The organism is Curtobacterium sp. PhB137 (genome assembly GCF_003814955.1).
In the GTDB taxonomy this organism is placed as follows: Bacteria; Actinomycetota; Actinomycetes; order Actinomycetales; family Microbacteriaceae; genus Curtobacterium.
In genome coordinates, this window is the sequence record NZ_RKQO01000007.1 from 422268 (window position 1) to 442894 (window position 20627).

The following is a 20627-nucleotide window of genomic DNA, read 5'->3' on the forward strand; positions in this document are numbered from 1 at the left end:
CTTCCCCGGTGCAGATCCGCGAACTGAAGATCCCCGGCGCGTGGGAGTTCACGCCCGTCCAGCACGGCGACGCACGAGGAGCATTCCTCGAGGCGTACCGGGCCGACGTCCTCGAAGAGACGGTCGGTCACCCGCTGGACCTCCGCCAGGTGAACATGTCGATCTCGTCGGCCGGCGTCGCGCGGGGCATCCACTACGCCCTCGTCGCCCCGAGCCAGGCGAAGTACGTCACCGCCGTCCGTGGCGCCTTCATCGACTACATCGTCGACATCCGCGTCGGTTCGCCGACGTTCGGGCAGTGGGACTCGGTCCGCATCGACGACGTCGACCGCAAGGCCGTGTACCTGTCCGAGGGCCTCGGCCACGCGATCGTCGCGCTCGAGGACCACTCCACCGTGAACTACCTGGTCAGCGCGCACTACGACCCCCAGCGCGAGAAGGGGATCACGATCCTCGACCCGACCGTCGGGCTCGAACTGCCGGACGGCATCGGTGAGCCGGTGCTCTCCGAGAAGGACACGAGCGCCCCGACGCTCGAAGCGGCCGCTGCCGCCGGTCTGCTGCCGACGTACGAGGAGTGCGTGGCCTACACCGAGTCTCTCCGCACGACGAAGTAACGAAGTAAGGAAGCGATCCCGATGAAGGGCATCATCCTCGCCGGTGGATCCGGCACGCGCCTCTGGCCGATCACCAAGGGCATCAGCAAGCAGCTCATGCCGATCTACGACAAGCCGATGGTCTACTACCCCCTGTCGACCCTGATGATGGCCGGCATCCGCGAAGTGCTCGTCATCACGACGCCGGAGTACAACGAGCAGTTCAAGGCCCTGCTCGGCGACGGCTCCGCCTTCGGCATGGAGATCCAGTACGCCGTGCAGCCGTCCCCGGACGGGCTCGCGCAGGCCTTCGTCATCGGCGAGGACTTCATCGGCGACGACAGCGTCGCACTCGTCCTCGGCGACAACATCTTCCACGGCACCGGCCTCGGGACGAACCTGCGGAAGAACACCGAGGTCGACGGTGCGACGATCTTCGCGTACCACGTGGCCGACCCGAAGGCCTACGGCGTCGTGGAGTTCGACGACGACTTCACGGCCGTCTCCATCGAGGAGAAGCCGGCCGAGCCGAAGTCGAACTACGCCGTCCCCGGCCTGTACTTCTACGACAACAAGGTCATCGAGATCGCGAAGACGATCGAGCCGAGCGCCCGTGGCGAGCTCGAGATCTCGACGGTCAACGAGCGCTACCTCGAGGCCGGTGAACTCGGCGTCCAGGTCCTCGACCGTGGCACCGCGTGGCTCGACACCGGCACGTTCGAGTCGATGATGCAGGCGTCCGAGTACGTCAAGGTCATCGAGGACCGTCAGGGCTTCAAGATCGGGTGCATCGAGGAGATCGCCTGGCGCAACGGCTGGATCGACGACGCGCAGCTCGCCGAGCTCGCCGCGCCGCTCGTCAAGGGCGGCTACGGCGTCTACCTCCAGCGGCTCCTCGGCGCCTAGCACCGCCCGTGGCGTCCGGTTCTGGGTGGTTCGGTCGCCGTCGTCGCGACACGACGGCTGCCGACCACCCCGACCGGGAGGCCCGTCCAGCGCCCACAGCGACGGCTGACGTCGTCCGCGTGGCCGGCTTCGACGACCCCCTGCCGCACCTGGACCAGGACGTCACGGTCCTCGTCACGACCCGGTCGGACCGGCACGCCGAGGTCGTGCGCCTCGTCGCCGTCGCCCGCGAGGCCTTCGGCCGCGGCACTGACGTCCGCGCCGTGAGCTACGTCGCCGACGCCTCACCGCGCGATCCGTTCGGTCGTCGCCTGCCGTGGGTGCGGACCGTGCCGGTCGACGGCCTGGGGTCCGCGATCAACGCCGGCCTCGCCGCCGGGGTCGGACGGGTCCTCGTGCTCGTCGACACCTCGGTGACGATCGATGCCGCCGGTCTCCGGGCACTCGCCGCGGCCGACGCGGTGGCACAGGCACGGGTCCGCCTGCCGGACGGCGCACTCCGCTCCGGCGCCCGGCTCCTCCGTCCCGGGGCGCTGCCCTGGTCCGACGACGCCGTTCCCGGAGGCGCCGCCGAGGACGCCGACGCCGTGTTCGCGGCGGACCAACCAGTGCTCTCGATGCCGGGGGCGGCGCTGATGCCGGCACCGTGCCTCCCGGACGAACGCATGACCCTGACTGCCTGGACCCGCGCCGTCGCCGATGTCCACGGCGGACCGGTGCGCGTCGTCGGTGCGGCGACCCGCTCGGTCGAGGCCGGCCGCACGGTCGACGCCGCGACCGTCGACGCGTTCAGCGCATGGCGGGACCGTGGGCCAGCGACACGTGACGTCGTGGCCGGGCCGCCGCTGCCGCCGTGGGGAGCGCGACCGGTGACACCGGTCCGCCGGACGACCAGCAGCGCCACCGACCCGCTCACCTGGTCGCTGAAGATCGCCGCTCCCGCCGGGCCCGAGGGTGACGGCTGGGGCGACGTGCACTTCGCCGCCGAGCTGGCCGGGGCCCTCGAGCGGCTCGGGCAGCGTGTCCGGATCGACCGCCGTGACGCCCACGTGCGGGACGACGATGCCTCGGACGACGTGACGCTCGTGATCCGCGGGCTCGACCGGGTGCCGCCGAACCCCGCGTCGGTGAACCTGCTCTGGGTGATCAGCCACCCCGACGACGTCTCCGACACCGAGCTCCGGTCGTTCGACGCGGCCTTCGCCGCCGGGCCGGTCTGGGCTGCTGCGGCCGCAGCGCGGTCGGGGGTCCCGGTCCGCACGCTGCTGCAGGCGACCGACCCCGCGGTGTTCCACCCGGACGCGCGGGCGACGACGAGCCCCGATGCCGACCGGGTGGTGTTCGTCGGCTCGACCCGCGGCGCCGCGCGCCCGGTGGTCGCCGATGCCGTGGCGCTCGGAGCCGACCTGCGCGTCCACGGCCCGGGGTGGCACGGAGTCGTCCCTGACGCAGCGCTCGGCGAACCGTCGCTGAGCCGGGCTGAGGTCGCCACGGCCTACGCCTCGGCGCGCGTGGTGCTCAACGACCACTGGGCGGACATGGCGGCCGGTGGCTTCGTGTCGAACCGGGTGTTCGACGTGTTGGCGTCCGGGGGAGTCGTCGTCACCGACGAGGTCGCCGGGCTGACCGAGGTGCTCGACGTCCCGACGCTCGCGGTCGCGCGTTCCCGTGACGAGCTCGCCGCGCTCCTGGACCCGGCACGAGTGTGGCCGTCCGCTGCCGAGCGGGCGGCGGTCGCGTCGCGCATCGCCGCGGAGCATTCCTTCGACGCCCGAGCCGCCGTGCTGCTGGCCGCCGCCCGCGCCGAGCGCGCCCGCCTCCGCGCCTGACCCCGTCGCTCCGCGTCGACGAGTCCCGTCCCGAGCTGCGCCCCGCCGTGGTCATCGCGCCCCGACTCTTCGGGGCGCGATGACCGTGCCGGGGCGCGCCCGGCGTCGATCCGGATCGGGCGAGCGGGTCAGGCGGCGCGGTGGGCGACGGGGAGTTCGGCGCCGGACGGGTCCGGGTCCGGGTCCGACGGGAGCGTCGGGCGCCAACTGCGGCGCAGGGCACCGAGCAGCAGGAACAGGTCCAGGATCGGGAAGCCGCCGAACAGCGCGATCCACGCCGGCGACCCGATGTCGCGGAGTCGTCGCGCGCCGAGTGCCAGGTTCGGGATGACGGTCAGCACGCACCACACGAACAGCACCCACTGCGACGGCGGCCCCTGGGCGACGACGTGCCAGCCGTCGGGGCTGCCGTTGAGGCTCAGGACGGACTGCCCGATCCCGAGGAACCCGGGGGTGTTCTGGAAGGTCGACATCGAGTCGTCGGCGTCCGGGATCCCGGTGGCCATCGGCACGAACGTCACGACGAGCCAGACCACGAGCACGTCGACGGCGCGTGCCCACCAGAACTCGGCCCGGCTCGCACGGGCACGGCGGAACGTGAACGCCCCCGTCCAGTAGCGGCGGGCGGCGTCGATCGGGCCGCAGCCGAGCCAGGGTTCCGGGTCGCGGTGCACGGCGCCGAGCCTAGCGGGGTAGCGCACGGCCCCGCAGGCCCCCGACCGGGCTACTTGCGTGTGACCCAGCGGGCACGGGCGGAGAGGCCCGCGTGCAGGGCGACGCGCAGCGGCCAGAGCCACCACGCCCGGTACTTCCGCGACAGGAACCGGTACGCGCTGCGGTGGTGCTCGATCTCCATCCGGCGCCGGTTGGACGACGTCGAGTGCGCCCCGGTGTGGGTGACCACGGCCGTCGGCACGTACACGTTCGCGCGACCGGAGCGACCGACGCGCTGGCCCAGGTCGACGTCCTCGAAGTACATGAAGTACGACTCGTCGAACCCGCCGAGCTCGCGGAACACCGACGTCCGGATGAGGAAGCACGCGCCGGACAGCCAGCCGGCCTCGCGCTCGACGACCTGCGTGGTGGACCAGTACCGCTGGCTCCACGGATTGGCGGGCCAGAACCGCGAGAACGCCGCGTGGCCGAGCCCGGTCCGGAGCGACGGCAGCTGGCGTGCGGACGGGTACGTCTCACCCTGCTCGTCGAGGATCCGCGGCCCGAACGACCCGCCGGACGGCAGCCGGTCGGCGGCGCGGACGAGTTCGTCGATCGAGCCGGGTGCGAGCACGACGTCGGGGTTCGTGACGAGCAGGAACTCGGGGCGGACGTCGGGCAGGACGTCGTCGAGGGCGCTCAGTGCGGCGTCGATGCCCCCGCCGTAGCCGCGGTTGCCCCCGGAGGACACCACGACGGCACCGTAGGACTCACCGATCGCCCGCAGTGCGTCGATGTCGGCGGAGCCGTTGTCGGCGATCACGACGGCGACCGGCTCCGAGGACGCCGCCGCGACGCTCGCCAGGAACGGCCGGATGGTCTCGCCGGTGTTGTAGGTGACCGTCAGCACGGCGACGCGGATCACCGGGTACCCCCGGCCCGCGCGTCCCGGGCCACGGCCGAGTAGGCCTCGACGTGCACGGCTGCCGTGGCCTCCCACGTGAACGAGGCGGCCCGGGCCAGTGCGGCCGCCCGGTGCGACGCGACGAGCGACGGGTCGTCGAGCAGCCGCGTCATCGCGGACGCCAGTGCGGAGGCGGACGGCTCGGTGTACACCGCTGCGTCACCGCCGACCTCGGGCAGTGACAGCCGCCGGGTGGTCAGGACGCAGGCGCCGGACGCCATCGCCTCGACCACCGGCAGCCCGAAGCCCTCGCCGAGCGACGGGTAGACGACGAACTCCGCGCCGCCGAGGTAGCCCGCCAGGTCCTCGAGGGGCAGGTAGCCGGCCTCGATCACGTGGTCGTCCGGCTGCAGCGCGTCGAGCCGGGCGATCGCGGACTCGTCCCAGCCCCGCGCTCCGGACAGCACGAGCCACGGGGCGTCCGCCCGCGCGGCGCGCACCGCGGCGTAGGCATCGAGCAGCGCGGTGACGTTCTTCCGCGGTTCGATAGTTCCGAGGAACGCGATCCAGGGCGCACCCTCGGGCAGCGTCGCGGCGATCCGGGCGTCCTCGACCTCGGCGGTGGACGGCTCGTGGAACACGGCACGGTCGACGCCGAGCGGTGCGACCCGGACGTCGGCGCGGATGCCGGTCACGACCCGTGCGGCCTCGGTCGCGGTGGCCGCGCTCGGCACGATGACGACCGGGCGGGAGCGCAGGGACCGACGGCTCCACCAGGTGAAGAACGTCCGCTTCAGGCGGGAGTGCCACTCGGGGTTCGAGAAGAACGTGGCGTCGTGCAGGGTGACGACGGATCCGCCGCGCCAGCCGAGCGGGAACGTGTAGTGCGGGGAGTGCAGCACCTGCGCGCCGAGTCGTCGGCCGAGCGCCGGCAGCCCCGTCTGCTCCCACAGGAACCGGAGCGGCACCGAGTCGGTCCAGCCCGGCGCGGTGTGCACGGTCGCGTGCGGCGCGACGGCGGCGAAGTGCGGAGCGTGCACGGGTCGGACCACCAGGTGGACGTCGAGCCCCGGGTCGGTCAGGTGCGACACGACCCCCTCGACGTAGCGGCCCACACCGCCGAGTGCACGCGGTACCGCGGTCCCGTCGACGAGGACGGTGAGCTGCGGCACGCGAGGGTCCTTCCGAACGGGGGCGCCACGGTCGGGTCCGTCGGCGGGGGAGTGACCAGGATAGCCCTCCGCGCTCATGCGCCCGGGTCCACGCTGCGGCGCGGGACGGACGCGCGCCGCGACTCGCGGAGCCGCCGCGCGAGGTGCGACGGGAGCGCCCCGACGACGTCCGCGAACGCTGCCAGGACGAGCCGGGCCTCCCGTCGGGTGGGAGCAGTGAGCAGTCCGCGCAGGCCGCGGAAGAGGGTCCGGGCGCTCGCCCGCAGGACGGTGCCCCACGGCGCGTGCCAGAGCGCGACGACCACCCGGTTGCGCGCGTTGCGGAAGAGGAACAGGTCGCTCTGCACCCCGGACGACGCCGAGTGGTCGTGCTCGACGACCGCGTCGGCCGCGTGTTCCACGCGCCAGCCGCGTCGGCGGAGTCGCCACGCGAGTTCGGTGTCCTCGTAGTACATGAAGAGCGACTCGTCGAGCAGGCCGACGTCGTCGAGGGCGCTCCGCCGCAGGGCGGAGGCCCCACCGGAGAACCCGAAGACGTCGACGTCCGCGACCCGGTCGACGGGCGCGAACCAGTCGCGGTCCATGCCGTTGCCGTCGCGGTCGACGCGCACGCCGGTCGAGTTGAGGCGCACGTCGCCGTCGGGCGACGGCGTCCACAGACGGCCGTCGTGGCCCTGCAGCACGCGCTGGCCGGGTGCTGGTGTCGCGCCGACCGGGAGGCCCGTCCAGCGTCCGGCGAGCACGATGCGGCCCGTCACGGCCGCGACCTCGGGCCGCGCCTGCGCCAGGTGGTCGCGGAGCGCCGCGACGAAGCCCGGCGCGGGGACCGCGTCGTTGTTGAGCAGGACGACGACGTCGGCGTCCGCGTGCCGGATGCCGGTGTTGGCGCCGGCCGCGAACCCACCGTTGTGCTCCCGCGCGACCACGTCGACGTCGGGCAGCTCGCGGCGGAGGACGGCGACGGAGTCGTCCGACGAGCCGTTGTCGACGACCACCACCTGGTCGGCCGCGCCCTCGGCGAGCACGGCGCGGACGGCCGCGGTCGTCAGGTCGGCGCGTTCCCAGTTGACGACGACGACCGCGGTGCGCGGGACGCCCGGGGTCCGGACGTCGGTGCCGTCGTCGGTCGGGCTCAGTCCAGCTCCTCGATCGAGGGCTGCGCGTAGACCGTGCCCACGGCGTTCTCGAACCCGGGCACCTCGAACGAGTCGCACTCCGGCATGTCGTGCAGGTGGCGGCCGGCGGAGTCCATCATCGACACGTTGATGAAGTACTTGCCGGTGCCGAACGCGGTGTCGGCGATCCGCAGGCGGAGCTTCCGGCGTCCGTGCAGCGGCTGCAGTTCGAGGCCCATGATGCCGGTGGTGGTGCCGTACACGACCTGGCCGCCGGCGTTGTTGATCTGCACCGCGGCCTCCCAGTCGGCGATGCCGTCCAGGTGCTCGAACTCCATGTCCACGACGAGGTCGTCGCCGGGCATGACCTCGGCGCGGGGCTCCTTGCCGTCGACGTGCACGCTCGCGCCGAGGACCTTGCCGCGGCCGACGGCGACGTCGGTGCTGAGCTCGCCCTGGCGGCGTTCCTCGAGGACCTCGCGGAACATGCTCACGGCCTGGACGGGATCGCCGTCGTGCAGCACCTTGCCCTTGTTGAGCAGGACCACCCGGTCGCACATCTCCTGCACCTGGCTGAGCGAGTGCGTGACGATGATGATCGTCTTGCCCGCCTCTTGGAAGGTGCGGATGCGGTCGAGGCACTTGCGCTGGAACGCCTCGTCGCCGACGGCCAGCACCTCGTCGACGAGCAGGACGTCGGGGTCGGTGTGCACGGCGACGGCGAAGGCGAGTCGCACGTACATGCCGGATGAGTAGAACTTCACCTGGGTGTCGATGAAGTCGCCGATCCCCGAGAACGCCAGGATGTCGTCGAACTTCTCGTCGGTCTGCTTGCGGCTCAGCCCGAGCAGCGACGCGTTGAGGTAGACGTTCTCGCGCCCGGACAGGTCAGGGTGGAAGCCGGCGCCGAGCTCGAGCAGGGCAGCGAGGCGACCGCGGCGGGCCACCGTGCCGGAGGTCGGCTGGATGATGCCGCCGATGGCCTTGAGCAGGGTCGACTTGCCGGAGCCGTTCTGGCCGATGAGGCCGACCGTGGAGCCGGCCTGGATCGACACGGTGACGTCGTCGAGGGCCCAGAAGTCCTGGCGGTGCTTGCGGCCGGCGCGACCGAGCGTGACGATGCGCTCGCGCAGGGTGTTGTCCTTGCGGACCGTGAAGCGCTTGCGGACGTGGTCGATGACGATGACGTCCGGCCGCTCGGCGGTGCCCTCGGTGGGCGTCGGGGCGACGGGGGTGCTGATGGCCATGGTCTACAGCTCCTGCGCGAAGTTGCCCTGCAGACGGGAGAACACCCGCTGCGCGCCGAGGAGGCAGAGGACACCGATGACGAACGCGATGCCGAGGCGCAGCATCAGGTGGTCCGGGTACGTGACGTCGGCCGGGTCGTGCAGCCAGATCGCGTTCTGCATGCCGAGCACGGCCAGCGTCAGGGGGTTGTTCGTGTAGGCGGTGATGAGCCAGTCGGTGTTCACGGTGGCGACCACCCGCGAGTACGAGTACACGATCGGCGAGGCCCAGAGCAGGACCATGAGGCCGACGTCGATGACGAACTGCACGTCGCGCAGGTACACGTTGAGCGCGGACAGCACCAGGCCGATGGCCGCGCCGTAGACGAGGATCACCGCGAGCGACGGGATCAGGTAGACGAGCCCCTCGTGGAACGGGAAGACGCCGATGACCACGGTCGCGGCGAGCAGGATCGCGAACTGGATGGTGAAGTTGACCAGGGCCGCGCCGACGCTGGCGAGCGGAAAGACCTCGCGCGGGACGTAGACCTTCTTGATCAGCCCGGAGTTGCCGACGATCGAGCCGGTCGACCCGGCGACGATCTCGCTGAAGAGCGTGTAGGCGGTCAGGCCGGTGAAGACGTAGATCGCGAAGTTGTCGATGCCGTTGGCGGCGCCGAGGACCTTGCCGATGACGAAGTAGTAGATGAGCAGCTGGGTCAGCGGGCGCACCAGCGTCCACACGAACCCGAGCGCCGAGTCCTTGTACCGCGCCTTCAGGTCGCGTCGGATGAGCATCCCGAGCATCTCGCGCTGCCGGAAGACGTCGCGCAGCTCTCGCCAGGTTCCGCGGAAGGCGCTCGTCGGAGCGCCGATCACGACGAGGGGTTCCTTCGCGAGCGCCGCCATGCGGGCTTGATCGACCATACGTCTCTTCGTTCGTGGGGGCAGGACCGGAACAGCATACTCACCGGGCCCGCGCGGCAGGGATGGGCGACGGCCGTCGTGCACCCCGAGCGGGGGTGATTCCGGACCGATCCAACCCTCAACCTTCACTTTGGGGTTACCGTTGTCGCAACCCGGACCCTTGTCAACATCCACAGGACGGCCCGTCAGCATGCTCCTCGCATCCAGGCCGATCGCTGCGTTCGCGGTGGTCGGTGCCCTCAGTGTTCTCTTGGCCGGTTGTTCCGGTGGTGGCGACGACGCCACCCCGTCGCCGTCCGCGTCAGCGACCCGCACCGCGAGTCCGACCCCGACCGCCGACGACTCGTCGTCCACGGAGCCCACCGGCACCGCGTCGTCGCCCGCGTCCGAGGCCACCGACGACCCCACGGCCTCGGACGACGACACCCCCGGTGCCTTCCCGGGGAGCGGCTCGACCAACGAGCCGGACACCGACCCGTCGGACTTCCCGGCGACCGCCGTCGTGACCTACAGCGGCTGGGACACGGCCTCGAAGTCGCTGCAGGCCGGCGGACTCGTCTCCGGCACCACCGACACCAGCGGGACCTGCACGTTCACCGCGAAGAAGGGGAGCGTCACGCGCACCGCCACGAGCGCGGCGCAGGCGAGTGCCTCCTCGGTCAACTGCGCGCAGGTCGCGTTCCCCGCGGCCCAGGTCCCCAGCGGCACCTGGTCCGTCACCCTGACCTACGCCGTCGGCTCCGCGTCGACGACGTCCGACCCGATGCCGGCGGAGGTGCCGTGATGCGTTCCATCCAGACCGAGTCGGACGAGCGCCGTCGCCGACCGTTCCGGACCTCCCTCGCGATCGTCGCGGCACTCGCCGTCGCCGTCAGCGGGCTGACCTTCGGCACGATCCTGTCCGAGCAGACGACGACCGAGTCCGCCTCGGCGGCCGTCGCCGGCGACTTCGACCCGGGCAACATCATCAGCGACGCCAACTTCTACAACGGCTCGGCGATGAACGCCGCGTCCGTGCAGTCGTTCCTGACGAGCGTCGCGCCGAGCTGCAAGCAGCAGAGCGGCGGCCCGGCCTGCCTGAAGGACTTCTCCCAGAAGGTCAACACGATCAACGCCGTCTCCGGCCGGTGCAGCGCCATCGCCGGCGGCACGAAGTCGGCCGCGACGATCATCGCCCAGGTCGGTGCCGCGTGCGGCATCAGTCAGAAGGCGCTCCTCGTCCTGCTCGAGAAGGAGCAGGGCATCGTCTCGACCTCGCGGCCGACGTCCTACATGTACCAGCACGCGACGGGGTTCGCTTGCCCGGACACCGCTCCTTGCGACCCGGCGTACCGCGGCTTCGCGCAGCAGGTCTACGCGGCGGGGCTGCAGTTCAAGCGCTACCAAGCGTCACCTAATTCTTGGGCCTACCAGGCGGGCCGCAGCAACGCGATCCTTTACAATCCGAATCCAAAGCTGAAGTGCGGGACCAAGTCCGTCTACATCCAGAACCAGGCGACCGCGGGGCTGTACATCTACACCCCGTACACCCCGAACGCCGCCGCGATGTCGAACCTCTACGGCACCGGCGACAGCTGCTCGGCGTACGGCAACCGCAACTTCTGGCGCATGTACACCGACTGGTTCGGCTCGGCGACCGGCGGCGGCAACCCGTACGGCAACGTCGACGCGGTCACGCCGAGCTCGACCTCGTCGATCACGGTCAGCGGCTGGGCCGTCGACCCGGACACCACGAGCGCGCTCCGCGTCGCGTTCTACGTCGACGGCGCCGGGGCGAAGACCGTCACCGCGAACGTGAACCGGCCCGACCTGTCCGCCACCCTCGGCGCGAACAACCTCAAGCACGGGTTCTCGACCGAGCTGACCGGGCTGAGCGTCGGCAAGCACTCGGTGTGCACCTACGCCATCAACCAGGGCAAGGGCAGCAACACGCTGCTCGGCTGCTACACCCGCACCGTCGTGAGCGCAGCCCCGAAGGGTGCACTCGACACCGTCACCGGCAGCGCCGGCACGATCACCGCGACCGGCTGGGCGCTCGACCCCGACTCGGCGAAGCCCGCCCCGTGGAAGATCCTGGTCGACGGCGTCAGCAAGGCGACCGGCACCACCGACCGCACCCGCACCGACGTCGCCAAGGTCTACAAGGGCGTCGGCAGCACCCTCGGGTTCTCGAAGACGATCGGCGGCATCACGCCGGGCACCCGCACCGTGGCGTTGTACACGCAGGACAAGCCCGGCACCGACTACGTCAAGGTCGCGTCGAAGTCCGTCACCGTCAGCGCCCCCACCACCGGCAAGACCGGCAAGACCGGAGCGCTCCGCGGCTCGTACGAGTCCGTCACCGGCGGCGCCGGCACGGCCACGGTGCGCGCGTGGGCGATCGACCCGGACGTCTGGGACCCCGTCAAGTACAAGGTCCACGTCGACGGCGTCAGCACGAACAGCGGCACCGCGAACGCCACCCGCACCGACGTCGAGGCGAAGCACCCGTCCTGGGGTTCCGACGTCGGCCTGGCACTCCGCCTGACCGGGCTGAGCGCCGGCAACCACACCGTGCGGGTCTACTTCCAGGACCTGCCGAGCGGCACCTACAAGAGCTTCGGCACGAAGACCGTGAAGGTGACGTCGGCCACCGCCCCGTCGTCCGGCACCACCGGCAAGACCGGCAAGACCGGCGCGGTGACGGGCTCGTACGAGTCGGTGACCGGCGGCGTCTACAGCGCGACGGTCAAGGGCTGGGCGATCGACCCCGACGTGTGGGACCCGGTCAAGTACAAGATGCACCTGGACGGCGTCGCGATCGACCCGGGCGTGGTGAACGCCAAGCGCACCGACGTCGAGGCGGTCCACCCGGGCTGGGGTTCCGACGTCGGCCTGTCCGTGCAGCTCACCGGTCTGAGCGCGGGCACGCACACCGTCCGCGTGTACTTCCAGGACCTGCCGAGCGGCACGTACAAGAGCTTCGGCACGAAGTCCTTCACGGTCATCGACCCGCCCGCGACGGGCAAGACCGGCAACACCGGCGCGGTGAAGGGGTCGTTCGACTCCGTCACCGGCGGCAAGGGGACCATCACCGTCAAGGGGTGGGCGATCGACCCCGACGTGTGGGACCCGGTCAAGTACAAGATGCACCTGGACGGCGTCGCGATCACCCCCGGCACGGTGAACGCGACCCGCACCGACGTGCAGAAGAACTACCCGAACTGGGGTTCGGACGTCGGGCTGTCGCGGGTGCTCACCGGGCTGCAGCCCGGCACGCACACCGTGCGCGTCTACTACCAGGACCTGCCGAGCGGGACGTACAAGAGCTTCGGGACGAAGACGGTGACCGTGCAGTAGACGGTCGCCGAGACGGACGGGAGGCCCGGTGCCAGCTGGCACCGGGCCTCCCGTCCGTCCTGTGGTCGCGCCCAGGGCGGCGGATCGTGAGCAGCAATGGTCGGGTCCGGTGGACGGACCCGACCATTCCTGCTCACGAAGTGAGCGCGCTGAACGTCGGTGCTGGTCCCACGTCAGCGGCGCACGCGCCGGGCCATCAGGCCCACGCCGTGCAGCAACCGGTACTCGGGGGAGCGGGTGAGGCCCGCGAACCGCGCCGCGATCTGGTCGCGCTCCGCCTCGGCCTGGCGACGGGCGGTGTCGTACGCGCCGACCTGCTGCTCCGACGCGACGAGCCGCCGGTTGATGTCCTGCACCCCGGACAGGTGGACGTCACGGTCGTGCTCGGCCTGCCGCAGGACCTCGCGCTGCGCGGTCGCCCAGCGCAGGAACGCGTTCCGCTCGCCGGACCGACCCGAGGCGATCGCCACGGCCGCGTCCAGGACCGGGCCGACCTGTTCGGCGCGCGCACGGAACGAGTGTCGCTCGACCACCACGGCACGGAGTCGGGCCGTCAGGGCCGTGCGCTCGGCGCGGGGCATCGCGAGCACCCGCTCGAGCGAGGCGGCGTCGTCGAAGACCGGCACGTCGGACAGGCCGAGCTCGTCGAGGCCGAGCGCGCAGTCCGTCACGGGCAGCGCCCCGGACGCGAGTGCCTCGTACAGGCGCGAGTTCAGGGTGCCGTACTCGGCGGCCGGGGCGATCACGTCGTCGACGACGAAGCCGGCGGCGCGGTACACCTCGGGCAGCGCGAAGTAGGACACCGCGGGGCGGAGCTCGACGCCGGCCGTGGCCTCGACGTGGTCGACGTTCGCGGCGAACCACACGATCGGCTCGGCCGGGGCGACCTCGGCGAGCACGTCCTGCACGCGGCGGCGCACGCCCCAGAAGTTGACGGTCGTGACGGCACGGTCCGTGCGCTCGGACGCCGTGGCGACCGCGGTCGTGCCGGCCTCGTGCGGTCGCTCGTCGGTGAACAGGTCCAGGTCGACACCGATCGGGACGACCTCGACCGGACCGTCGTACTGCGCGGCGACGGCGTCGCGGGCGGTGCCGGACGACGTCCACACCGCGTCGAACTCACCGAGGTAGGGCAGGGCCGCCCACTTCGCGGTCCAGTTCCGCACCCACGCGACCAGGGCGGTACCGGCGGGGACGTACCCGGGGACGAACGACTCGATCATGCTGACCACGACGGCGGTGTCGGCGGGGACCGCTTCCCCCCAGCGCTCGAGCGGCCACATCGCGACGCCCCAACCCTCGGCACGGAGCGCCCGTGCGAGTCCGAGTGCGACGAACAGGTCGCCCTTGCCCTCGGTCGGGTCTGCGGTCGACACGGCGAACCGGACGGTGCCGCGCGGCCCCTCGGCGTGCGCACCGGCCGCGATGGCCGCGTACTCCGGTGCGAGGGGCGAGGACAGGGGAGTGTTCGGGATCACTGCGGCAGTCACGCGGCCCATTCTGCACGAATCGGCGACGGCCACAGGGGAGTGGCGGGGCGCGCCTTGTAGGGTGTCATCGGCTCGCGGCACCCCGTGGGCCGAGCCACCGATCCGCGCCGTGCGCGGCAGCTGCTGGAGGAACTCGCGTGACAGAGCGCAAGCCGGGAGTCGTGTCCGTCATCCTCGTGAACTACAAGGGCACGGACGACACCCTGACGAGCATCGCGGAACTCCGCAAGCAGGACTGGCCGCAGGACAAGCTCGAGGTGATCGTCGTCGAGAACGGCTCCGGTCCGGAGCACCTCGGTCGGCTGCAGGCCTCCGACCTCGACTTCACCCTGATCGACGCGGCCGCCAACCTCGGCTTCACCGGCGGGTGCAACCTCGGCGTCGAGAAGTCCTCCGGCGAGGTCGTCGCGTTCCTCAACAACGACGCCCGTCCCGACACCGGGTGGGTGCGCGAGGCGATGGCCACGTTCGCGTCCGGCGCCGACATCGGTGCCGTGGCGTCGAAGGTCCTCGATTGGGAGGGCGTCAACATCGACTTCACCGAGGCCGCGATGACCTGGTACGGCATGGGCTACAAGCCCTTCGCCGGGTCACCGGACACCGGCCGCTGGGAGAGCGAGACCGACGTCCTGTTCGGCACCGGCGCCGCGATGTTCATCCGCGCCGAGCTCTTCGAGCAGCTCGACGGCTTCGACGACCGCTACTTCATGTTCTACGAGGACGTCGACCTCGGCTGGCGGCTCAACCTGCTCGGCTGGCGCTTCCGGTACCAGCCGAAGTCGGTCGCGTTCCACAAGCACCACGCGTCGATGAACAAGTTCGGCGACTTCCGCGAGACCTACCTGCTCGAGCGGAACGCCCTCTTCACGCTGTACAAGAACCTCGGCGACGAGCAGCTCGCCGCAGCCCTGCCCGGCTCGCTGGCGCTCGCCGTCCGGCGTGCCGTGGGCCGCGGGGAGCTCGACTCCACGGAGCTCGACCTGCGGAACCCCGGCGACGACAGCGTCCCCACCATCCCGGTGCCGAAGACGAGCATGGCCGGCATCTACGGCGTCGACCAGTTCGTCGAGCAGCTGCCGTCGATGACCGAGTCGCGCCGCGCGATCCAGGCCACGCGTGTCCGCAGCGACCGCGAGCTCCTGCGCCTGTTCGGCAACCGCGACGAGCCCGCGTACCCGATCGAGAACTACCTGGCCGGCTACGACAAGATCGTGCACTCCCTCGGCGTGCTCGAGGTCGGCACCCGTCGTCGCATCCTCATCATCACGGGCGACTCGATCGGCGCGAAGATGGCCGGTCCCGCGATCCGCGCCACCCAGATGGCCAAGCAGCTCGCGTCCGAGCACGACGTGCGCGTGGTCAGCCTGACCCGCTCGTCGCAGATCGACCCGTCGTACGACGTCGTCACCGTGCCGCACCGCCACCCCCGTCAGATGGTCGAGCACGAGGGCTGGGCCGACGTCATCATCGTGCAGGGCCACGCGCTCCGGCTGTTCCCGGTGCTCGAGTCGACGAGCAAGATCCTGGTCGTCGACGTGTACGACCCGCTGCACCTCGAGCAGCTCGAGCAGGGCCGCAGCGACGACGTCGACCAGTGGAACCGTCAGATCCTCGACGCCTCGGACACGCTCAACCACCAGCTCGAGCTCGGCGACTACTTCATCTGCGCCTCGGAGCGCCAGCGCATGTTCTGGCTCGGCCAGCTCGCCGGTTCCGGCCGGGTCAACGCCCGCACGTACTCGCGCGACGCTGACCTCCGCTCGCTCATCGGCGTCGTGCCGTTCGGGCTGTCCTCGACCCCGCCGGTGCACGACCAGCCGCGGGTCAAGGGAGTCGTGCCGGGCATCGGCAAGAACGACAAGCTCGTCGTCTGGGGCGGTGGCATCTACGACTGGTTCGACCCGATCACCCTGGTCCGCTCGATCGCCCAGCTCGCCGCCCGCCGGCCGTCGGTGAAGCTCTTCTTCATGGGCGTGCAGCACCCGAACCCCGACGTGCCCGAGATGGACATCGTCGCGAAGGTCCGCGCCGAGGCCGACGCCCTCGGTCTGACCGGCAAGCACGTGTTCTTCAACGACTCGTGGATCCCGTACGAGGAGCGCGGCGCCTACCTGCTCGAGGCCGACGCCGGCGTCTCGACGCACTACGAGCACCTCGAGACCACGTTCTCGTTCCGCACCCGCATCCTCGACTACCTGTGGGCGCGCCTGCCGATCGTCACGACGGCCGGCGACTCCTTCGGTGACCTGGTCGCCGAGCAGCAGCTCGGCGTCGCGGTGCACGAACAGGACGTCGACGGCCTGGCCACGGCGCTCGAGACCGCGCTCTTCGACAAGAAGGCCCGGGCACAGTTCATCGCCAACGTCGACCGCGTGCGCGAGCAGTTCACGTGGGAGAACGTCCTGGCACCGCTCGTCGAGTTCTGCCGGAACCCGATCCGCGCGGCGGACAAGTCGGTGCGCGACACCACCACGAAGCTCGCGCCCCACACGATGCGCGTGCGCGTGCCGGACCGCAAGAAGCTCTCGGGCGTCCGCTACGACGTCGGGCGCGCGGTGCACTACTTCCGCACCGAGGGCCCGCGCAGCGTCGCGGGGAAGATCAAGCGACGCCTCGGCAACCGGTGAACCCAGCCGAGACCACGGCCCTCGTCATCGTCCCGACGTACGACGAGGCCGAGAACATCCGAGCCATCGCCGACGCGATCCTGACGGCGTCGCCCGGTGCCCACCTGCTCGTCGTCGACGACGGCAGCCCGGACGGCACCGGCGACATCGTGCGGTCCATCGCGGCCGACGACGACCGGGTGCACCTGCTGCAGCGGTCGGGCAAGCTCGGGCTCGGCACGGCCTACGTCGCCGGGTTCCGGTGGGGCCTGGAGCGCGGGTACCCGCTGCTGGTCGAGATGGACGCCGACGGCTCGCACCCGGCCGACCGGCTGCCGGCGCTCATCGACGCGGTCACCTCGTCGGACGACGTGCTGCTCGCGATCGGGTCGCGCTGGGTGCCCGGTGGGTCGGTCGTCGACTGGCCGCTCCGTCGCCAGGCCCTGAGCCGCGGCGCGAACACGTACGCGCGGTTGGTGCTCGGGATCCACGTGCGGGACATCACCGCCGGGTACCGCGTCTACCGTTCCGACGCGATCGCGCGGATGGACCTCGGCTCGATCGACTCGAAGGGGTACTGCTTCCAGGTCGACATGACGCTGCGCGTGGACGCCCTGGGCGGCCGCATCGTCGAGGTGCCGATCCGGTTCCGAGACCGCGTGCACGGGGTCTCGAAGATGAGCCGGTCCATCGTCGTCGAGGCGATGCTCCGCGTCACGCAGTGGGGCCTGCAGCGCCGCCTGGGTCGTCCGACGCGCCCGTAGCTCGCGCCGGCGCTGCCCCCGCACGCCCGCACCCCCGCGCCCCCCCCCGCCCCCGTGTGCGCCCCCGAGGTTCCGAGATCTCGGAACCTCGGCGCTCACACCGCCGCTCCGTGGAACCTCGGCGACACACGGGCGGCGTGTCGTGGAACCTCGGCGGTCTGCGCACGAGCAGGCATGGCGACGGCGGCGGCTGGCGCTTCGTGAGCAGAAATGGTCGGGTCGCCGCGGCGGACTCGACCATTCCTGCTCACGAAGTGCGTCACACGCCGTGCCTGCGCGCCCCCGCGGCACCTACGCCCGCGGCAGGTGCCGGCGCCACGAGCGCCGCCGCGCCGCGATCACGAGCACCGTCACGAAGAACATCAGACCCGCACCGTGCAGCAGGTAGCTCTCCGCCGTGCTCGTCACCGCGAGCAGCACCAGCACCGCGGCCGGCCACACGTAGGCCACCCCGGGGAACGTCGTCGCCGTGACCCATGCCCGAGCGAAGGCCAGCAGCGCGGCGATCCCCAGGATGATCGTGCCGGCCACCCCGAGCTGCAGCCACGCGTCGACGAACGCGTTGAGGCCGGACGTGAACCGCGCGCCGGACGGGTCGATGAGCGTGACGTACGGCACGACGGGCTCGGTCGGCCAGGTCCCGACCCACCCCCAGCCCTGGATCGGGTAGCGCTCGGTCAGGACGCGGATCTGCGACCACAGGTCGATGCGCGTCGCCGTGCCCCCAGCCGCGCCGATCTCCGCGAGCAGCCGGTGCCGCGCGAACACGGCCACGACCAGGGTGAGCAGGACCGCGCCGCCGAGGACGCCGTTGACCACCGGTCTGGTGGCGGGCCGTGCGTGCCGGAGCGACCAGAGGGCCAGCGCGGTGACGGCGAGGGCGATCATCGCGAGGCCGGTGATGGGGGACTGCACGAGCATCAGCGCGATGACGGCGAGGGCGGTGGAGCCGATCGCCCGCCACATGGTGACCGAGCGGGTGAGGAACTCGACGACGAAGGTGACCAGGGCCATCGCGGCGATGAACCCCATGAAGTTGCGGGTGCCGCCGATGCCCTGGATCGGGCCGCCGTAGGCGATGTCGCCGCGGATCCCGAAGGCCGGCAGCGGGACGTCGAGCACCAGTCCGGACAGGACCTCGAGGCCGAGGGCGACGACGAGCAGGATCCGGAACGCGTCACCCGACGCCCGGATCACCTGCACCAGGTCCCGCCCGAGCGCCAGGTAGAGGCCGAGCCCGATGAAGCACACCGTCTGCACCAGGCCGCGCAGGGCGACCCACGAGTACTCGCTCCAGAGCACGCTCAACGCGCAGTACCCGACGAACGCCAGCAGCGACAGGGGCAGCACGCCGTGCCACTCGATCCGGTACCGCTGCCCGAGCAGGCTCAGCCCGGCGAGGACGAACAGCGTCACGAGCACGGCCCACGTGCCCGACCGGCCGACGAGGGCCTGGACGGTCGGCTGCCCGAACCCGAACAGCACGATGACCGTCGCGAGCGCCTGGCTGAACCGTCCACCGGCCGAGAAGCCGATCCAGGCGGAGAGGTACCGGCGCCCGAGCACGTGTCTGCTCACCCGGCCGTCCGTCACGCGTCCATCTTGGCGTACGACCTTGTGACGAGTCGCCCGCATCGCGGAACGGCTGTATCGACGATCCGCGGTGTGGCGTCATCGACGATGCGCGATGCTGACCTAGCTTCACTGCAATGGACCCCCTGCGGAGGGCCGCCGGCCTGCCGCTGGTCGCGGTCGTCATCGGCTTCGCCGCCGCCGCGCTCGCCTGGTACCGGCTCGGCCCCGTGCCCCGGAACACCGTCTGGGCCGAGGACGGCGGGGTCTTCCTGCGGGAGCGCATCGCCCTCGGCCCCGTGGACACCCTGCTGCACCCGTACGCCGGGTACGTGCACCTGCTGCCCCGGATGGTGGTCGACCTCGGGTACGCACTGCCGACCGCGCGGTACGCCCAGGTCGTCTCGCTGTCGTCCTGCCTGGTGGTCGGAGCCGTGTGCGCGCTGGTCTTCGTCCTGTCCCGCGACGTGGTCCGACCGTGGCCGTTCCGCCTCGTGCTCGCCGCGGTGCCCGTCGTGCTGCCGCTCGCGCCGTACGAGATCAGCGGGAACGCCGCCAACCTGCACTGGTACCTGCTCGTGCTGGTGCCGTGGGTCTTCGCACACCGCAGCCGGACCTGGTGGGGAGCCGTCGGGCTCGCCGTCGTCGCCGGACTCGCGGTCCTCACCGAACCGCAGGCGATCCTGTTCACGCCGCTGCTCCTGCTCGCCTGGCCGCTGCGTCGTCCTGGACACGGCGGGTCTCGCCGCGCGCGCCTGCTCCCGCTGCCCGTCACGGTCGTGGCGCTTGCCGGGGCCGTCGTGCAGGTCGTCACGACGCTCACCCACCCGCGGGACCTGACCCCCGGCGCTCCCGCGTTCCACGACGTGCTCGCCGGGTTCCTGCTCCGGCCCGTCGCCGGCGCGTGGGACCCGCACCTCGGCGTCGTGGTCACCACGGTCGTCGAGCACGGCTGGGCGCCGGTCCTGGCGCCCGTCAGCGCACTGGTGCTGGTCCTGGTCGCCGGTGTCGTCGTCGGTCCGGCCCGCTCCCGGTGGATGGTCGTCGCGCTGACGGTCGCGTCCGGTGCCGTGTGGTGGGCGGCGCTGCTCGCGAACGCTGGCGCCGGGCAGCCGTGGGCGAACCCCACGGCCGCCATGGCGGCGATCCCGCCGCAGCGCTACGCAGCCGCGTCCGGCCTGCTGCTCGTCAGCGCCGCGGTGGTCGCCGCCGCCGCGCTGGTGGACACCGACCGGTGGTCGCGTGTCGCGCAGCGGACGGGAGGCACGGGTCGCCTCGTCGGGGCGCTGGCCGCCTGGTGCGTGGTCGCCGCCGTCGTCGCGTCGGCCGTCCTGCACGTCGCGCCGGCGGACACCCGGCGCAGCGACGGGCCGGTGTGGGCGGAGCAGCTGCCCGCGGCCGCCGAGGCGTGTCGCGCCGACCCGACGCTCGAGGTCGTGCGGGTGCGGTCGAACCCGTGGTCGTCACCGGTCGCGTGCGCGTGGCTGTTCCGCTGACGCGGGACGCTGACGCGGGACGCTAACGCGG

At 71.7% G+C, this 20627-nt stretch carries 16 protein-coding genes; 8 read left to right on the top strand and 8 right to left on the bottom strand.

The genetic code is table 11. The annotated features are described in order from the left end of the window. Positions 1 to 8: 8 nt before the first annotated feature. The 3 genes from EDF28_RS14090 to EDF28_RS14100 all read left to right on the top strand — a co-directional run bounded on the left by EDF28_RS14090 (position 9) and on the right by EDF28_RS14100 (position 3331). The gene (locus tag EDF28_RS14090; protein WP_111085999.1) at positions 9 to 617 is read left to right on the top strand and encodes a dTDP-4-dehydrorhamnose 3,5-epimerase family protein; all 609 of its coding nucleotides are present in this window, start codon (positions 9 to 11) and stop codon (positions 615 to 617) included. A 21-nt stretch (positions 618 to 638) separates the two neighbouring features. Further along, a complete protein-coding gene (gene rfbA, locus EDF28_RS14095; protein WP_111085998.1) occupies positions 639 to 1502 on the top strand; it encodes a glucose-1-phosphate thymidylyltransferase RfbA in 864 nt (287 codons plus the stop codon). 119 nt (positions 1503 to 1621) lie between these two features. Then, positions 1622 to 3331: a glycosyltransferase gene (locus tag EDF28_RS14100; RefSeq protein WP_185094249.1), complete on the top strand. Its 1710-nt coding sequence runs from the start codon at positions 1622 to 1624 to the stop codon at positions 3329 to 3331. Between the two features lie 128 nt (positions 3332 to 3459). Here EDF28_RS14100 and EDF28_RS14105 read toward each other — a convergent pair whose 3' ends face one another. From EDF28_RS14105 to EDF28_RS14130, 6 genes are all read right to left on the bottom strand, one after another. Further along, a complete protein-coding gene (locus EDF28_RS14105) occupies positions 3460 to 4005 on the bottom strand; it encodes a DUF805 domain-containing protein (RefSeq protein WP_185094250.1) in 546 nt (181 codons plus the stop codon). A gap of 50 nt (positions 4006 to 4055) precedes the next feature. Further along, the gene (locus tag EDF28_RS14110; protein WP_123292223.1) at positions 4056 to 4910 is read right to left on the bottom strand and encodes a glycosyltransferase family 2 protein; all 855 of its coding nucleotides are present in this window, start codon (positions 4908 to 4910) and stop codon (positions 4056 to 4058) included. Continuing rightward, positions 4907 to 6061: a glycosyltransferase family 1 protein gene (locus tag EDF28_RS14115; RefSeq protein ID WP_221182565.1), complete on the bottom strand. Its 1155-nt coding sequence runs from the start codon at positions 6059 to 6061 to the stop codon at positions 4907 to 4909. Before EDF28_RS14115 ends, EDF28_RS14110 begins: the two co-directional genes overlap by 4 nt. A 74-nt stretch (positions 6062 to 6135) precedes the next feature. Beyond that, the gene (locus tag EDF28_RS14120) at positions 6136 to 7275 is read right to left on the bottom strand and encodes a glycosyltransferase family 2 protein (RefSeq protein ID WP_221182566.1); all 1140 of its coding nucleotides are present in this window, start codon (positions 7273 to 7275) and stop codon (positions 6136 to 6138) included. Continuing rightward, a complete protein-coding gene (locus tag EDF28_RS14125; RefSeq protein WP_123292226.1) occupies positions 7194 to 8423 on the bottom strand; it encodes an ABC transporter ATP-binding protein in 1230 nt (409 codons plus the stop codon). The genes EDF28_RS14120 and EDF28_RS14125 overlap by 82 nt, the downstream gene beginning before the upstream one ends. Before the next feature lie 3 nt (positions 8424 to 8426). Then, on the bottom strand, positions 8427 to 9329 hold the full coding sequence (locus EDF28_RS14130) for an ABC transporter permease (RefSeq protein ID WP_123292227.1): 903 nt from the start codon (positions 9327 to 9329) through the stop codon (positions 8427 to 8429). A gap of 190 nt (positions 9330 to 9519) precedes the next feature. Here EDF28_RS14130 and EDF28_RS14135 point away from each other — a divergent pair, with 190 nt between their 5' ends. Both EDF28_RS14135 and EDF28_RS14140 read left to right on the top strand, forming a co-directional pair. After that, positions 9520 to 10113: a hypothetical protein gene (locus EDF28_RS14135; protein WP_123938717.1), complete on the top strand. Its 594-nt coding sequence runs from the start codon at positions 9520 to 9522 to the stop codon at positions 10111 to 10113. Beyond that, the gene (locus EDF28_RS14140; protein WP_123938718.1) at positions 10113 to 12668 is read left to right on the top strand and encodes a hypothetical protein; all 2556 of its coding nucleotides are present in this window, start codon (positions 10113 to 10115) and stop codon (positions 12666 to 12668) included. Before EDF28_RS14135 ends, EDF28_RS14140 begins: the two co-directional genes overlap by 1 nt. 173 nt (positions 12669 to 12841) lie before the next feature. Here the strand turns inward: EDF28_RS14140 and EDF28_RS14145 are convergent, their stop codons facing one another. Continuing rightward, positions 12842 to 14158, bottom strand: coding sequence for a glycosyltransferase (locus EDF28_RS14145; RefSeq protein ID WP_185094251.1), 1317 nt, complete (start codon positions 14156 to 14158; stop codon positions 12842 to 12844). A gap of 137 nt (positions 14159 to 14295) precedes the next feature. On the opposite strand from EDF28_RS14145, the gene EDF28_RS14150 reads away from it, so the two are divergent. Beyond that, positions 14296 to 16785: a glycosyltransferase gene (locus EDF28_RS14150; RefSeq protein WP_123938720.1), complete on the top strand. Its 2490-nt coding sequence runs from the start codon at positions 14296 to 14298 to the stop codon at positions 16783 to 16785. Then, positions 16782 to 17528 carry a polyprenol monophosphomannose synthase gene (locus EDF28_RS14155; protein ID WP_123938721.1) on the top strand — a complete coding sequence of 249 codons (747 nt, stop codon included), beginning with the start codon at positions 16782 to 16784 and terminating at the stop codon, positions 17526 to 17528. Before EDF28_RS14150 ends, EDF28_RS14155 begins: the two co-directional genes overlap by 4 nt. A gap of 291 nt (positions 17529 to 17819) precedes the next feature. Here the strand turns inward: EDF28_RS14155 and EDF28_RS14160 are convergent, their stop codons facing one another. After that, positions 17820 to 19106 carry an O-antigen ligase gene (locus tag EDF28_RS14160; RefSeq protein ID WP_123938722.1) on the bottom strand — a complete coding sequence of 429 codons (1287 nt, stop codon included), beginning with the start codon at positions 19104 to 19106 and terminating at the stop codon, positions 17820 to 17822. 131 nt (positions 19107 to 19237) lie between these two features. On the opposite strand from EDF28_RS14160, the gene EDF28_RS14165 reads away from it, so the two are divergent. Continuing rightward, complete coding sequence (locus EDF28_RS14165; protein ID WP_123938723.1) at positions 19238 to 20596, top strand: hypothetical protein; 1359 nt, start codon at positions 19238 to 19240, stop codon at positions 20594 to 20596. Positions 20597 to 20627: the final 31 nt, after the last annotated feature.